Here is a 15,890-nt window from a genome sequence, read left to right on the forward strand (position 1 = left end):
AAATGCCAAGCGCTGGCGCCCACAGCCCCCTTGCAGCCAACCAGCTCGCCGGCGGTGGCGATTTCAAAGGCGCCACCGCCGGTGAGCCGGACGGCTACAGAATCGGGTTGCTTCAGTAACCCAGCGACAGACCGGTGTTACGACGTGGATCGTTGGCCCCGTAGAAACGGTTCTTGCCAACCGGTTCGCCACCCAGCGATGGCGCGCCGACCAGGATCGCCGCCAAGTGGTTGGCGTCTTGCGGGCCGGTGAACTTGTGGCCCCAGCTTTCGAGGATCTTCTGGGTATCAGGACTCACCGCGAAGTTTTCCAGGTTGGTGGTTTCCGGCATCCATTGCTGGTGGAAACGCGGAGCATCCACGGCTTCCTGGATGTTCATGCCGTAGTCGATGACGTTGAGCATGGTCAGCAGGGTTGCAGTAATGATGCGGCTGCCGCCCGGCGTACCGACGACCATCACGGCCTTGCCATCCTTGGTGACGATGGTCGGGCTCATCGACGACAGCGGCGTCTTGCCCGGTGCGATGGCGTTGGCTTCGCCCTGGATCAGGCCGTACATGTTGGGTACGCCGACCTTGGAGGTGAAGTCGTCCATTTCATCGTTGAGGATCACCCCGGTCTTGCTCGCCATCACGCCCGCCCCGAACCAGTCGTTGAGGGTGTACGTGACCGATACCGCGTTGCCCCATTTGTCGACGATGGAGTAGTGAGTGGTGTTGTTACCTTCATGGGGCGCGACACCCGGTTTGATTTCCTGAGACACGCCGGCCTTCTGCGGTTCGATGGCTGCGCGCAGTTTTTCGGCGTAGTCACGATTGAGCAGATGGTCGATCGGGTTCTTCACGAAATCCGGGTCGCCCAGGTAGCTGTTGCGGTCGACGTAAGCGTGACGCATGGCTTCGATCTGGTAATGCATCCCTTGAGCCGAGTGATAACCCAACTCTTTCATCGGGTAGCCTTCGAGGATGTTCATGATCTCGCAGATCACCACGCCACCGGAGCTTGGAGGCGGCGCCGAGACCACGTGATAGCCACGGTAGTCGCACTCGATGGGCGCCAGTTCACGGGTCTTGTACTTGTCCAGGTCGGCTTGAACGATGATGCCCTTGCCTGCCTTGCTCGAATCAACGATGGCCTTGGCCACCCAGCCTTTATAGAAGCCGTCGCTGCCCTTGGCGGAGATCTCTTTCAGGGTTTTCGCCAGGTCCTTCTGCACCAGCTTTTCGCCAACCTGCATCGGCTGGCCCTTGCTCAGGAAGATCGGGCTCAGGTCCTTGTCGGCCTTGAACTCGTCAGTGGCTGTGTGCAGCAGATCGATGTCCCCCTGCTCCAGCGGGAAACCGTTCTCGGCCAGCTTGATCGCCGGGGCGATGACTTCCGCGCGTTTCTTGGTGCCGTATTTCTGCAGCGCCATTTCCATGCCGGACACGGTGCCGGGAACGCCCACAGCCAAATGCCCTTTGGAACTCAGATGAGGGACGACGTTGCCGTCCTTGTCCAGGTACATGTTGGCGGTCGCGGCTTGCGGGGCTTTTTCGCGGAAGTCGAGGAAGGTCTTGCGACCGTCGGCGAGCTGGATGGTCATGAAGCCTCCACCGCCCAGGTTGCCCGCGGCCGGGTAAACCACCGCCAGCGCATAGCCGACGGCCACTGCGGCGTCGACAGCGTTGCCGCCGGACTTGAGAACGTCCACGCCAACATGGGTTGCGAGGTGCTGTGCGGTCACGACCATGCCGTTTTCGGCGGCGACTGGCGCGACGGAAGCTGCAAAGGAGGATGAGAAAGCGAGGGTAAGCGCTGTCGCAATCAGCGACTTGGCCAAGGGTTCGTACTTCATGTGTCGACTCTCTTTTTTCTTTTGAATGTGGAACAGCATGAACGGGTCGAGCCGTGACGGGATTTCCCCTCTCGCGAACTCGCCCGGCATCCTTGCAACTGCAGATGCACATTTGTTGGAGCGGTTAGAGGTACAACAGCGTCGGTTACGACCGCACCAAAATAGCGCGTACCGCAGAACTTAACGAGTACCAATGACAGGATATTTAAAAGAACCAGCACGGTTTACTGGGACGTTCGTCCCATGAGCTGTCGTCAGGCCGTGCAGGTAAAGGGGGGTGTACGTGAGAACCCGGTTCGGTCGACGGGCGTCAACGGAACCGGGCTGGGAGGACGTGATGGGCGCGAGCGACGATCAGCGTGAGGCCAGCACGCCCGGCGCTTCAACCGATCGTGCCGGCTTTTGCGTGTGCAAGCTCCACAGCAGGATCACGCCGACCACACCTGCCGCCGACAGCGACAACATACCCGCGCGCGGGTCGGCAACCCAGATCTCCATGTTGGCCTTGAGCATTGGCGCTACGAAACCGCCGATATTGCCCAGCGAGCCGATCAGCGCAATACCGCCCGCTGCCGCAACGCCGCCCAGATACCCCGTGGGCAAGGTCCAGAACAATGGCTGCACGGTAACGAAGCCTGCGGCCGCGAAGCAGAACGACAGCAGCACCAGTGGCAGGCTGGCAAGCAGCGTCGACGCCGCAATGCCCAGCGCCGCCATGCCGAGCATGCACATCGCCATCGGCAAATGACGCGCACTGCGGTCGGCGTAGCGAGTGACGAAGAACATCACCACGGCGGCGCACAGCCACGGAATCGAGGTGAGCATGCCGACCTTCAATCCCACCGTGGTGCCCAGCAGCTCGGCGATGCGGGTTGGCAGGTAGAAGATCACGCCATAGACGCTGACCTGCACGCTGAAATAGATCAGCACGAACTTCAGCACGCGACCGTTACGCACCATCGCCAGCAGGTTGCTCGGGCCATGGTTGAGTTTCTGTTGATCTTCGGCCTGCAATTCGGCACTCAGCGCGGCTTTTTCTTCGGCGCTCAGCCAACTGGCATCCTGAGGTTTGCTCTTGAGGTAGAACAGCGCGACGATGCCCACGACCACGGCGGCCAGGCCTTCGACGAGGAACATCCACTGCCAGTTGGTCAGCTCGAACACGCCGTGCATTTCCAGCAGCCAGCCCGACAGCGGGCTGCCCAGCATCAGCGCGAACGGCAGCCCGAAATAGTAGATACCGATGGCCTGACCGCGACGACGGGCCGGAAACCAGTAAGTGAGATAGAGGATGACGCCCGGCGAGAAACCCGCTTCGGCGACGCCCAGCAGAAAACGCAATACGTAGAAGCTGGTTTCGCTGTGGGTGAACATCATGGCGGCCGACACCAGGCCCCAGGTGATCATGATTCGGCTCAGCCAGACGCGGGCGCCGACCCGATGCAACATCAGGTTGCTCGGCACCTCGAAGATCGCGTAGCCAATGAAGAAGATCCCCGCGCCCAGTGCGAAGGCGGCGTTGCTCAGGCCCACGTCAGCCTGCAATGCCGCCTTGGCGAAGCCAACGTTGGAGCGGTCGATCATCGCCAGCGCGAACATGAGCGCCAGAAACGGCAGGAGTTTCCAGCGACATTTGCGGATGGCGCTTTCGATAGCCGCTGCGGCGGCCGAGTCAGATTTTATTGTCATTGTTATGCCTATCGGGGGTGTGAATCTGCGTGCCAGCCGAAACTAGAGCAGACGTCCGATAATTCCCAATGACAAATCTTCAACAATCGATAGCGGCTGGTTATTGCGATTTTTGTAGCAGCAAGGCTTGCCGGCGCCAGCGTCTTTCGAACCGCTACCGTCGGCAAGCCCCATCGCTAGAGGAAAGGCGGTGGTGCTTCTTGGAACCCGCTTAGAACCAGCGATCGTTGCGTTTGCGCCCACGGGTCAATGCCGGAAGGATCAGGCCCAGCAACAGCCCTGCCCCGGCGATGCTGCCGCCGTAGACCATGTAGCGCATCAACACCTGATTGTTCTCGTCGCCCAGTTTGGCCTGGGTCGAGCGCAGCTCTGACTGGGCATCGGTCAGCTGTGCGTTGAGGTCCTTGGTGCGGGACTCCAGTTCATCCACCAGCTTCTTGCGTGAGTCCAGGGTCTCCTGCATGCCCTGAACCTTGGTCTTCCAGTCATCGTCGATGGTTTTCAGCTGAGCACTGAGGTCGGCGACCTGTTGCGTCAGTTGCGGCAGGCGCTCGGCCTGGCCGGGAACTTCCTGCAGGTCGCTGGACGGCAGCCACACCGTATCGCCTGAGTTGCCACGCACCTGGCTGTAGTCGCCCTGGGTATTAAGCAGTTCGACCTTCTGGCCGGATTTGAGCGTGCCGACGATGCGATAACCATCGGTGGGGCCACTACGGACGTAAGTGCTGAGGGTGTCGGTAACCCACCGGTCCTTGCCTTCGGCCTGGGCCTGACTTGCGATACCTACGGTCAACAGGGTTCCCACCAGGCCGGCACTGAGCAAACGGCGTCGAGCGCCCGGCAACAGGGAGGATTGAGAAGCGGAAACTGAAAGTGGACGAGTTAGGGACATGGGTGATCTTCGACAAAATAAAAAAGAAAGGCCGGATGGTCGGGCCGCGTGCAATGGACAAAAAGCCTGGTCGGCAGCGACGAGGGACGCGCTGCAACTGCTGGAAAAGGCACCTGAACACGCGAAAATCGCCACTGCAAGCCGGGGCCGCACGACCCGACGCGCTGCGCGCACAGTGGTCAACAGACAGTGCAAACGGTGTCAGGTTCACTACAGGGAGGTTACGTTCGTCTGGTCTGCAGCCGCACGGCTTGCCGGTGAAAGGTTCTCAAGGCCGGCACCGCCGGCAAGCCGGACTGCCACACGGCACAGTGGTGACGTGGATAATGGCGGAAGGCAGCGGGAGTCGAACCTGCCCGGGAACGGCTGCCGTCCCCAACCGGGTTTGAAGCCCGGCCGCGCCACCGGGCGCGATTGCCTTCCATGATCGATCAGACCGTATCGGCACCTTTGTGCTTCTGCGCCAAGGCGTTGTCCCCACGGATCTGGCGTTTATCGCCGATCCGCCGGGTGAAACCGATGCGGTCGAAAAACTCGAGGATCTGGATACTGCGCTTGCGGCCGATACCCAATCTGTCACGAAACGCCGCCGCCTGAATCACGGGGTCAGTCTCGGACAGTTGCAACAGCATAGCCACCATTTCTCCGAGTGTGGACTCCAGATAAAACAGATCCCGCATCACCTGATGCGCCTGGCCGATGCGCGCCAGTTTGCGCAGCAACAAACGCACCTGCGTTTCCTCATGAGCGGTGGCGGCAGCGAGGTCACGCACCCATGGCGGGTCGAAACTGGCCTGCTCTATCAGTGGCCGAATCTGCAGCCAGAGGGCGCCATCGGCATCGTTGAGCTGCACCTGATGGTCCGGCAGATGCAGCCACGGCCCGCTGCTGGCGATGGCGCCGCTGGCCAGTGACTCATCGATCAGCGCAATGAACGCCGGTCGCTCCAGCGCCATGGAGGCGAATCGACGGAGGCGGTCACGATCCGGGCCGAGTTGATCGGGCTCCTGCTCGTGAAAACGCGCCAGATGCTCAAGCAGGGTGTGCTGCAGGGCCTGCCATCGAGCGTCGCTGAACAGCAACTGCCCTTGGCGAGTGGCAATGATGCGGATGTCCGCAGGCAAGCGCCAGGTCGCGCGCAGCCGATTGAATTGCTGCTCCAGACGCTGCGGATCCAGCCCGGTTTCACTCTCGGCGATCAGCATGGGCAACGCTTGCTCCAGCGTGTCGGCGCCCGCGAGGATCTGCAGCTGCGCCAGCCTCTCACTGCTGCGGCGCTGGCGGGACGGTGCAAATGGGTCCAGCACCCGGCCGCCGCCCAACGTGCGCTGCGCGCTCTGATCGCGTAACACCAATCGATCCCCATGCACCGCGTGAATCGGGGCGTTGAGCAAAAGCTGGGCGAACATGCGCTTGCCCGGCGCCAGGCTGCTGCCTTCGAGCAAGGCCACGCGAGCGGTGACATCCTGAGTGCCGATGTGAACATGGACCGGGCTGAAGTGTTCGAAGTTGCGGGTTTCGCCATTCAACAGGTTCAGATCGATATCGATGCGTTGAGTCGGCGCGAACAGCCATTCGGCCAACAGCCAGTCGCCGCGATGAATCTGCTCCAGCGCCAGTTTTTCCGCGCTCAGGTTCAACGCCACTCGCTGGCCGACCCAGGCCTGGGCCGCGGTCTGGTTCTGCGCGTGCAGCCCCCGAACACGCACCGGCTTACCGGATTGCCCCAGCAGCAAAGTGTCGCCGACGGTCACCTGCCCGGCCAACGCAGTCCCGGTGACGACAATACCCGCGCCGGAAACACTGAACGCCCGGTCGATATCCAGGCGAAAGCCGCCCCGGTCACTGCGCTCCAACACTTCGTTCTGAGCGAGTAACAGGGCCTGGCGCAGTTCATCGATGCCCTCGCCGCTGTGGCTGGACACTTCGAACATCTGCGCATCGGCGTAGGGACCGGGCTCCAGCAGGCGACGAATCTGCTTGCGCACCTGTTCTATCCGCGCCGACTCGACCCGGTCGCACTTGCTGATCACCACCCGCAGTTCCGGGATGCCCAGCAGCTCGACAATCGCCAGGTGTTCGCGGGTCTGCGGCATCACCCCGTCATCGGCAGCGACCACCAGCAGCACCAGATCGATGCCTTGGGCGCCAGCGAGCATGTTGTGAATGAAGCGTTCATGCCCCGGTACATCGATGAAACCGGTCAACGGCGCATCGGCGGTCAGTGGCGCGTACAGATAACCCAGATCGATGGTGATCCCGCGCTCGCGCTCTTCGCGACGACGATCACCCGCCTGACCGGTCAAGGCTTCCAGCAGCGCCGTCTTGCCATGATCGATGTGCCCCGCCGTGCCGATAATCACCCGGCCTCGCCCTCCCATTGCAGCTGGTTCAATTGCGCGACCCAGCGTTGTTCATCGTCCAACTGACGCAGGTCCAGCCACAACGCGTCATCGTCGATACGTCCCAACACCGGAATCGGCAGGCTGCGCAAACCGGCCTCCAGACCATGCAACAGGCGGCCCCTGAGTTTTTTTGAGACGATCGGTCGTAAACACAAAGCGGCACTGGGAAGGCGCGCCACCGGCTGGCTGCCGCTGCCGATCATGCCCAGACTCGGCTGGACTGCCACGCCCCATTTTTCGCCCAGAAGCCTGGCCATCAGTGGCCGCAGGCGCTCTGCCTGAGCGAGGATTTCGCCTTGAGGCCGGGTCAGCAGACGCAGACTGGGCAAGCGCTCAGCGAGGCGATCCGGATCGCGGTAGAGGCTCAACACCGCTTCCAGTGCAGCCAGGGTCAGCTTGTCGACCCGCAGCGCGCGTTTGAGCGGGTTCTTCTTGATCTTCGCGATCAGCGCCTTGCTGCCGACGATCAGCCCCGCTTGCGGCCCGCCGAGCAATTTGTCGCCGCTGAACGTGACGATATCGGCGCCTTCGACGAGTGTCTGGCGCACGGTGGGTTCGGCTGGCAGCCCCCAGCGAGTCAGGTCCAGCAAGCTGCCGCTGCCCAGATCCTCCAGCAGCGGCAATTCGTGTTGATGGGCGATGCGTGCCAGCTCCTGGGTCGGCACGCTGGTGGTGAATCCCTGAATGCTGTAATTGCTGGTGTGAACGCGCATCAACAGGCCGGTGCACGGGTTGATCGCCGCCTCGTAATCCTTGGCGTGGGTGCGGTTGGTGGTGCCGATCTCGTGCAGCTTGACCCCAGCCCGGGCCATGATGTCGGGGATGCGAAAGGCACCGCCGATCTCGATCAGCTCGCCACGGGAAATGATCCCTTCTTTACGCGCGCCAAGGCTGTTCAACGCCAACAGGACCGCTGCAGCGTTGTTGTTGACCACAGTGACGGCTTCGGCGCCCGTCAGTTCACGGATCAGCCCTTCGATGAGATCGTCGCGGTCGCCACGTTTGCCACTGCTCAAGTCGAACTCCAGATTCAGCGGATAGCGCGCGGCGGTCTGAATCGCCTCGATCGCCTCTTCGGGCAGCAAGGCGCGGCCAAGATTGGTGTGCAGCACGGTGCCGGTAAGGTTGAACACCCGCCGCACCTTGCTCTGGTGCTGAGCCGCCAGACGTTCCGCCGCCCTGCCCGCCAGCACCTCGCTGCTCAGTTCTGCGGCGCTGACCTGGCCCTGGCGTGCGTCATCGCGTACGTCATCGAGCAACTGTCGCACCGTGGCAAGTACGGCGTCGCGGCCATAGCGGTCGATCAGGGGATGGCAGGCGGGATGACGCAACAGGCTGTCGACAGAGGGTAAGCGCGGGGGAATCGAGGCGAGGTTTGCGGGCATTCATGAACTCCGTCACTGAAAATCTCTGTTATTCAGGCCGCAGGCCGTGGGTACAGATGGGCCTGACTACCCCTGCAGCAGGCCGGGTGCTGGCCGAGAGCGGTGTGCAGACCCAGTGTAGACCCCGATCTCACTCTCCCCCAGGCGCCAGCATCAGGTTTGGTGCCAGGCGCTGAATGCCTTCAAGATCCAGACGCATGTCCAGGGTCAGGCTCGCGAGGTCCGCCGACAACGCTTCGGCATCGGCATCGCATTCCAGGTAGATCTGCTTCAAGTAACTGTTGCACCCCGGACACACCTCAGCCCGCAGCGGCGCTTTGTCTACTGCCACGCGGTCGTCATTCAGGCTCAGGTACTTCAAGCCCTTGCTCTGCTCGCAATACACGCACTTGACCCGCACCACATGCCATTCGCAGGCGCACAGCGAACACACCAGGTAACGCAGCCCGTTGTATTTGCCGCGATGGCGAATCACCCCGGCCATGGCAGGTGATCCACAGGCCGGGCATTGCCCGAGGCTGTCGCAGGGTTTCAGATCTGTGAACGAGAGCGCCAACAACCAATGACTCCACGCCGCTTGCAACGCTGCGCCCAGGAACGGCACCAGCGCGGCCGGCAGCCCCGCGTATTGGCCGCTGAGCAAGGAAATCGCCCAGGCTTTGCGCTGTCCTTCGCTGGCGTCTCGTAACTGGGCCAGTGCCTGCTTGACGTGGTCTTGCGCGCAAGGTGTGAAGCGCTCCAGCAACGCGTCGAGATACACCTGCCAATGCGCTTCACGCACCAGACTGTCGGCGGCCAGGGGCGGCAAACCATGCTGAAGGCAGGGGTCCAGACGCGCTTGATCCGGCACCCAGTCGCCTGGCGGGTGATCGAGCAGATCCTGCTGCACCCGACAGAGGCCTGCGATCAAGCGAAGATAATCAGCCAGCGGGTGGCCTTCGGCGAGCCGCTCAAGGCGATCAGCGCGCAAGGCGAAGAGGCTGGACGGTGGCTGATGCAGAAACGGCAGCGAAAAGGCCCCCGCCTGCACCTGGATTTCTTCAGGTTCGAGAATCTGACTCAAAGCGTCATCCTTTCTTGGTAATGCGAGGCGGCACCTGATCGGGCCGGCCGTCCTTGTCGACGATCTGGCGATACCACAGCTCATGATGCTTCTTCGCCCAACGACGGCTGACCCAGCCATGCAGCATCGCGCCCACCGAACCCTTGATCCAGATACCGGCATAGATGTGCACGATGATGCTGGTGATCAGCACAAATCCCGCCAGCGCGTGCACCAATGCGCCGAGGCGAATCACGGTGATGCCGAAATACTCGCTGAAATAGGCACGCCAGATCACCAGCCCGCTCAATAACAGGCCCAGCATGCACAGCAGCAGCGTCCAGAACAGTAGCTTCTGGCCGGGGTTGTACTTACCGATCGGTGGCACACCCTCCTCCGAGTTCACCATGACGCGGTCGATGCGTTTGAGCCACAGCCTGTCGTTAGGGATGAACAGGTTGGCGCGCCAGAAACGGATCACCAGCCCGAAGAAAAACACGAACATCGCCACGCCCATGAACGGGTGCAGGATGCGCGTCCACGGGCCGCCGCCGAACAGGTTGGTCAGCCAGAACATCGCTGGGTGAAACAGCGCCAGGCCCGATAGACCGGCCATGAAAAACAGGATCGCCACCAGCCAGTGGTTGGTCCGCTCGTTAGCGTTGTAACGCAGGATGGTCTTGCCGGGTTCACGGTTGTCGCTCATGGCCGTTGCTCCCCTTCAGGTCCCGTCTTGGTCGGATCGTAGACGTGTACCGCAGGATCGACCTCATGCACATCCGGGTCTTTGCCATGCGTGTGATCGTCTTGCGCCTCTTCGCGTTGCGGCCCGATGCGCACGTAATGGAAAAACCCCGCCAGCACCGCAACGCCCATCGCCAACAGGCCGAGCGGCTTGCTGACGCCCTTCCACAGCCCCACCAACGGGCTGATTTCGGGGTTTTGCGGAAGGCCCGCATACAGCTTCGGATCGTCGGCATGGTGCAGTACGTACATCACGTGTGTGCCACCGACCCCGGCAGGGTCATACAGCCCGGCGTTGTCGAAGCCGCGAGACTTCAGGTCAACCACCCGTTCAGCCGCATGCACCTTCATGTCTTCCTTGGTGCCGAAGACAATGGCGCCCGTCGGGCAGGTTTTCACGCAGGCCGGTTCAAGCCCCACCGACACCCGATCCGAGCAAAGAGTACATTTGTACGCCTTGTGGTCTTTCTGCGAGATGCGCGGAATGTCGAACGGGCAACCGGTGATGCAATAGCCGCAGCCGATGCAGTGATCCTGGTTGAAATCGACGATGCCGTTGGCGTGCTTGATGATCGCGCCAGGGCTCGGACACGCCTTGAGGCAACCCGGATCGGCGCAATGCATGCAGCCGTCCTTGCGGATCAGCCACTCAAGGTTGTTGTCGGCGGTCTCGTGCTCGGTGAAGCGCATCAGCGTCCAGGTTTCGGCGCTCAGGTCTTGCGGGTTGTCGTAGGTGCCATGGTTGTGGCCTACCTCGTCGCGCAACTCGTTCCATTCCGAGCACGCGACCTGACAGGCCTTGCAACCAATGCACTTGGTGGTGTCGATCAGTTTGGCGACCTCTTCGAGCTGCCTGACCGAGGACGGCACCGTGGTGGTGGCGGAACGCGCAGTGATGTCTTGAATGGCCATCAGATTTTCTCCACGTTCACCAGGAACGACTTGGATTCCGGGGTTTGCGAGTTACCGTCGCCCAGGAACGGCACCAATGTATTGGCCAGATAACCGTTGCGTGTGGTGCCGGTGAAGCCCCAATGGATCGGGATGCCGATCTGGTGCACCACCTGATTGTTGACCTGCAGCGGACGAATCCGCTTGGTCACCACCGCGACCGCCTCGATGAAGCCGCGCTTGCTGCTGACCCTTACCCGGTCTCCCGCCGCAATGCCCTTCTCCTTCGCCAGCACTTCGCCGATCTCGACGAACTGCTCAGGCTGAGCAATCGCGTTCAGACGGCAGTGCTTGCTCCAGTAGTGGAAGTGCTCGGTCAGCCGGTAGCTGGTGCCTGCGTACGGGAAGTCCTTGGCGACACCCAGTGAGTCCCACACCGAATCGAAAATGCGCCCTGCAGGGTTGCTGGTCGCATTCTTGTTGTTCGGGTGCAGCGGGTTGATGCCGATAGGCGTCTCGAACGGCTCGTAGTGTTCCGGGAATGGCCCCTCGTTCATCTTGTCCACGGCAAAGAACCGGGCAACGCCTTCGGGGTTCATGATGAACGGGTTCATCCCTGCTTCCGGCGCCGAGGTCACCACGAAATCCGGGACATCGGTCCCTGTCCAGGCCTTGCCGTTCCACCAGATCAGGCGTTTTTTCGGGTCCCAGGGTTTGCCTTGCGTATCGGCAGACGCGCGGTTGTAGAGAATCCGTCGGTTACTCGGCCAGGCCCATGCCCACCCTTGATGCTGGTGCATGTCGTACGGATCGCTGTTGTCCCGGCGCGCCATCTGGTTGCCGGCCTCGGTCCAGCTGCCGCAGAAGATCCAACAACCCGAAGCGGTACTGCCGTCATCCTTGAGCTGGGCAAAGCCGGTCAGTTGCGAACCGCCCTTGATCGCCGCGCCGAGAGGATCGGTGTAGTCCATGGTGGCGGCGCCGTTGATCTCTTTGGCGATCTCTTCCGGTGACGGTTCTTCCGGCACTTTGTACGGCCAGCTGAGTTTGAGCAACGGATCGGGGAACGCCCCGCCCTGTTCCTGATAACGCTTGCGCAGGCGCAGGAACAGCTCGCTCATGATGCGAATGTCGGTGATCGCTTCACCCGGCCCGTCGGCGCCTTTGAAGTGCCACTGCAGCCAGCGGCTGCTATTGACCAGCGAGCCATCCTCCTCGGCGAAGCAGGTGGTGGGCAGACGAATGACTTCCGTCTGGATATTTTCCGTGACCACGTCGTTATAGGGCCCGACCTTCTGCCAGAACTCGGACGTTTCGGTGGCGAGCGGGTCCATGACCACCAGCCACTTCAGCTTGGCCAGCGCCTTCATCACTCGGTTCTTGTCCGGCAATGCCGCGATAGGGTTGAAGCCTTGGCAGACGTAGCCGTTCACCTGGCCCTTGCCCATCATGTCGAACATTTTCAGGATGTCGTAGTTGGGAATGTCCAGTTTCGGCAGCCAGTCATAACCCCACTTGTTCTCGGCCGTGGCGTTGGCGCCGTACCAGGATTTCATCAGGCTGACGTGGAACTTGCTGTAGTTCTGCCAGTACGACAATTGACCGGGACGCAGCGGCTTCTGCGTGCGCTTGGTGATATAGGCGTCGTAGTCCTGCTCCGAATCGAGGCCAAGCGTCAGATAGCCCGGCAGCGCGTTGGACAGCAATCCAAGGTCGGTGAGGCCCTGAATATTGGAGTGACCGCGCAAGGCGTTCACCCCCCCACCGGGCATGCCGACGTTACCCAGCAGCAGTTGCACCATCGCCGCGCTGCGGATGATCTGCGACCCGATGGAATGCTGCGTCCAGCCCAGCGCGTAGAGAATCGTCATGGTCTTGCCCGGTACCGAGCAGGTGGCGATCTCTTCCCAGATCTTCATCATCCGGTCCTGTGGCATGCCGCAGGTCAGGCTGGCGATTTCCGGGGTGTAGCGGCTGTAGTGCTGTTTCATCAGCTGATAGACGCAGTGCGGGTCCTGCAGGGTCGGATCGACCTTGGCGAAACCGTCCTCGCCCAGTTCGTAACCCCAGCCGGACTTGTCGGTGTAGACCCGCTTGGCGGCGTCGTAACCACTGAAGATCCCGTCCTCAAATCCATAGCCGGCTTTGACGATGAACGACACGTCGGTGTAATTGCGCACGTACTCGTGCTGGATCTTGTCGTTGGTCAGCAGGTAATTGATCAGTCCGCCCATGAAGGCGATGTCGCTGCCGGTCCGAATCGGCGCGTAATAGTCGGCCACAGAGGCAGTCCGCGTGAACCGTGGATCGACCACGATCAATCGCGCCTGATTGTGCGCCTTGGCTTCGGTCACCCACTTGAAACCACAAGGGTGAGCTTCTGCTGCGTTGCCGCCCATCACCAGGATCAGATTCGCGTTGGCGATATCGGTCCAGGTATTGGTCATGGCTCCACGGCCGTACGTCGGGGCAAGACTTGCCACCGTCGGGCCATGTCAGACACGGGCTTGGTTGTCGAACCCCAGCATGCCGGTTGCGCGAATGACTTTGTGGGTCATGTAACCGGCTTCGTTGGATGCCGCCGAGGCCGCGAGGAAGCCTGTGGTCAGCCAGCGGTTGACGGTCTGACCCTTGTCATTTTTCTCGATGAAGTTGGCGTCGCGGTCGGCCTTCATCAGGTCGGCGACACGGTCGAGGGCTTCGTCCCAGGAGATGCGGGTCCATTCGTTGCTGCCGGGTTTGCGCATCTGCGGGTATTTGAGGCGGCCCGGGCTGTGGATGAAGTCCAGAAGGCCCGCGCCTTTGGGGCACAGGGTGCCACGGTTGACCGGGTGGTCGGCGTCGCCTTCGATGTGGATGATGTTTTGTGCCACGTTTTTGGCTGCATCGCCCTGGCTGTACATGATCAAGCCGCAGCCGACCGAGCAATACGGGCAGGTGTTGCGGGTTTCATGGGTGTGGGCGAGCTTGAAGTGGCGTATCTGCTCGGCGAAAGCGGGCGTTGGCGCCATGCCCAACGCCGCCAGGCTCGAGCCTCCAAGGCCGATAGCGGCGACCTTGAAGAACTGCCGACGGTTGAGGTCCATCGTGCACTCCTGATCAGGGGAATGTTTGCGGTACGTTGCCGCAAGGGTTGTTCGATCACGGTGTCGGGGTATTGCGCCGACGTTTGAAACTTTAGTTCAGATTGGCGGGGGTGCCATGAAATTGTGGGGGGTGATCTTGGGCGCTCGGACGCTGGGGGTTGGGGGTATATCCGTTATTTGTGGTGACGCTAGTTATGGGCTGGCTAACGCCAGACCTATTTCGCCTTCGGCGAGTTACTTGAAAGGACACCAAGTAACCAAGTGTCCTTGCTCCTGGTTTGGCGGCTCCTTCGTCGCCGTACCCTCACTTCGGCGACGCTCCGTGGGCCCGCCGCCATCCGCCATCCATGGCGGGAGGCGGCTCTCGCGGCATCCATGCCGCTCGGCCCACGCAGCGACGCCTGCGTTCAGCCTGCACCCAAGTCGCGATTTGTGTCGTCTGAACTGACGCGCACATAGAAGCAAGATCAAGATCAACAGCGAACACAGCTGTCTGTCTTGACGCATTTCCTGTGGGAGACGCCGGAGGCCACGACGGTACGGGCCGCGATTCGGACGATAGCGGTTTATCAGTTGCAGAAGAGTCGCCTGACCTACCCCCATCGTCCGACCGCCGCCCGGGCTGTCAAAGCTCCAGCGTCTCACACAGGGTTTCGTGTGCACCTGGAAATCTGGATACGCCACGTAATCGCGGCGCGGCTGATACGGCTCTGGCTAACGCCAGAGCTGTTTCGCCTTCGGCGAGTTACTTGAAAAGACACCAAGTAACCAAGTGTCCTGGCTCCTGGTTGGGCCCTCGTTCCTCGGGTTCCCTCACTCCGGCGACGCTCCGTGGGCCCGCCGCCTGCGTTCAGCCTGCACCCAAGTCGCGATTTGTGGTGTCTGGACTTTCGCGTACGAAGATCAAGATCAACATCGACGGCAACGGCAACGGCAACGGCAACGGCCACAAGGGTGCTGATCGTTCCCACGCTCCGCGTGGGAATGCCGTCAAGGACGCTCTGCGTCCAAAATGACGCGGAGCGTCATGCGCTACGCGGAGCGTGGGAACGATCAAATCGAAATCTCCAACCTGACACCTGACCCTGTGGGAGCTGCTGGAGCTGTGCGACAGCCCGGGCCGCGGTCGCACGATAGCGGTGGGTCAGGCGCACCTTGGGTATCTGACACACCGCTTCGCTGCCGTCGTGACCTCCGGCGTCTCCCACAGGAACGGCGTCAGGACGGAGAACTGCGTTCGCTGTTGATCCTGATCCTGATCTTGATCTCGATCTCGGTCTTGCTTCTAAGCGCGCGAAGGTTCAGACGCCACAAATTGCGACTTTGGCAGGCCGAGCGCAGGTATTGCGTAGGGGGCAGCGCGACATGGATGTCGCGCTAGCCGCCGTTCGGCCAGGGATGGCCGGTCGGCGGCGTGCCCCCGGAGCAATGCCGAAGCGAGGGWACCCCGACGAAGGAGGGGCCGGACAGGGAGCCRGRACCCTTGGTTACTTGGGGTTATCAAGTAACCCGCCGAAGGCGGAACAGGTCTGGCGTTAGCCAGAGCCCTGGAAGGCGCGCCGCTATTATGTGGCGTATCCAGATTTCCAGCTGCACACCGAACCCTGTGGGAGCAGGTGGAGCTGTGAGACAGGCCGGGCCGCGATTCGGACGAAGCGGTGAGTCAGGCGCACCCTGGGTATCTGACACACCGCTTCGCTGCCGTCGTGACCTCCGGCGTCTCCCACAGGAACGGCGTCAGGACGGAGAACTGCGTTCGCTGTTGATCCTCATCTTGATCTTGATCTCGATCTCGATCTTGCTTCTAAGCGCGCGAAGGTTCAGACGCCACAAATTGCGACTTTGGGAGGCCGAGCGCAGGTATTGCGCAGGGGGCAGCGCGACAGGGATGTCGCGCTAGCCGCCGTTCGGCCAGGGAT

Annotated in this window: 10 protein-coding genes and 1 tRNA gene; 1 reads left to right on the plus strand and 10 read right to left on the minus strand. The window is 61.6% G+C overall.

Features of this window, described 5'->3' with window-relative positions; all coding sequences use genetic code 11:
- Window positions 1-112 precede the first annotated feature (112 nt).
- The 10 genes from ggt to fdnG all read right to left on the minus strand — a co-directional run bounded on the left by ggt (window position 113) and on the right by fdnG (window position 13,971).
- Window positions 113-1,837: a gamma-glutamyltransferase gene (gene ggt, locus BWR59_RS04150; RefSeq protein WP_081564360.1), complete on the minus strand. Its 1,725-nt coding sequence runs from the start codon at window positions 1,835-1,837 to the stop codon at window positions 113-115.
- A gap of 354 nt (window positions 1,838-2,191) precedes the next feature.
- The gene (locus BWR59_RS04155) at window positions 2,192-3,526 is read right to left on the minus strand and encodes an MFS transporter (protein ID WP_081564361.1); all 1,335 of its coding nucleotides are present in this window, start codon (window positions 3,524-3,526) and stop codon (window positions 2,192-2,194) included.
- 211 nt (window positions 3,527-3,737) lie between these two features.
- Complete coding sequence (locus BWR59_RS04160) at window positions 3,738-4,418, minus strand: TIGR04211 family SH3 domain-containing protein (RefSeq protein WP_081564362.1); 681 nt, start codon at window positions 4,416-4,418, stop codon at window positions 3,738-3,740.
- Window positions 4,419-4,745: 327 nt separating this feature from the next.
- Window positions 4,746-4,841: transfer RNA gene (locus BWR59_RS04165), tRNA-Sec, on the minus strand.
- Between the two features lie 8 nt (window positions 4,842-4,849).
- A complete protein-coding gene (gene selB / locus BWR59_RS04170) occupies window positions 4,850-6,781 on the minus strand; it encodes a selenocysteine-specific translation elongation factor (RefSeq protein WP_081564497.1) in 1,932 nt (643 codons plus the stop codon).
- On the minus strand, window positions 6,778-8,208 hold the full coding sequence (gene selA, locus BWR59_RS04175) for an L-seryl-tRNA(Sec) selenium transferase (RefSeq protein ID WP_081564363.1): 1,431 nt from the start codon (window positions 8,206-8,208) through the stop codon (window positions 6,778-6,780). The genes selB and selA overlap by 4 nt, the downstream gene beginning before the upstream one ends.
- A 130-nt stretch (window positions 8,209-8,338) precedes the next feature.
- Window positions 8,339-9,271, minus strand: coding sequence for a formate dehydrogenase accessory protein FdhE (gene fdhE, locus BWR59_RS04180; RefSeq protein ID WP_143490755.1), 933 nt, complete (start codon window positions 9,269-9,271; stop codon window positions 8,339-8,341).
- 4 nt (window positions 9,272-9,275) lie between these two features.
- A complete protein-coding gene (locus BWR59_RS04185; protein ID WP_081564365.1) occupies window positions 9,276-9,956 on the minus strand; it encodes a formate dehydrogenase subunit gamma in 681 nt (226 codons plus the stop codon).
- Entirely contained in the window at window positions 9,953-10,906 is a 954-nt protein-coding gene (fdxH, locus tag BWR59_RS04190) for a formate dehydrogenase subunit beta (protein ID WP_081564366.1), read from the minus strand. Before fdxH ends, BWR59_RS04185 begins: the two co-directional genes overlap by 4 nt.
- Complete coding sequence (fdnG, locus tag BWR59_RS04195; protein WP_143490756.1) at window positions 10,906-13,971, minus strand: formate dehydrogenase-N subunit alpha; 3,066 nt, start codon at window positions 13,969-13,971, stop codon at window positions 10,906-10,908. The genes fdxH and fdnG overlap by 1 nt, the downstream gene beginning before the upstream one ends.
- A gap of 878 nt (window positions 13,972-14,849) precedes the next feature.
- On the opposite strand from fdnG, the gene BWR59_RS32330 reads away from it, so the two are divergent.
- The gene (locus BWR59_RS32330) at window positions 14,850-14,987 is read left to right on the plus strand and encodes a hypothetical protein (RefSeq protein ID WP_168184445.1); all 138 of its coding nucleotides are present in this window, start codon (window positions 14,850-14,852) and stop codon (window positions 14,985-14,987) included.
- The last annotated feature ends 903 nt before the right edge of the window (window positions 14,988-15,890 follow it).

The sequence above is a fragment of the Pseudomonas sp. Bc-h genome, assembly GCF_002080045.1.
Taxonomy (GTDB): domain Bacteria; phylum Pseudomonadota; class Gammaproteobacteria; order Pseudomonadales; family Pseudomonadaceae; genus Aquipseudomonas.

Coding starts and splice junctions, on each gene's coding strand:
- ggt (WP_081564360.1), bottom strand. CDS start 1,837: ATGAAGTACGAACCCTTGGCCAAGTCGCTGATTGCGACAGCGCTTACC.
- BWR59_RS04155 (WP_081564361.1), bottom strand. CDS start 3,526: ATGACAATAAAATCTGACTCGGCCGCCGCAGCGGCTATCGAAAGCGCC.
- BWR59_RS04160 (WP_081564362.1), bottom strand. CDS start 4,418: ATGTCCCTAACTCGTCCACTTTCAGTTTCCGCTTCTCAATCCTCCCTG.
- selA (WP_081564363.1), bottom strand. CDS start 8,208: ATGCCCGCAAACCTCGCCTCGATTCCCCCGCGCTTACCCTCTGTCGAC.
- BWR59_RS04185 (WP_081564365.1), bottom strand. CDS start 9,956: ATGAGCGACAACCGTGAACCCGGCAAGACCATCCTGCGTTACAACGCT.
- fdxH (WP_081564366.1), bottom strand. CDS start 10,906: ATGGCCATTCAAGACATCACTGCGCGTTCCGCCACCACCACGGTGCCG.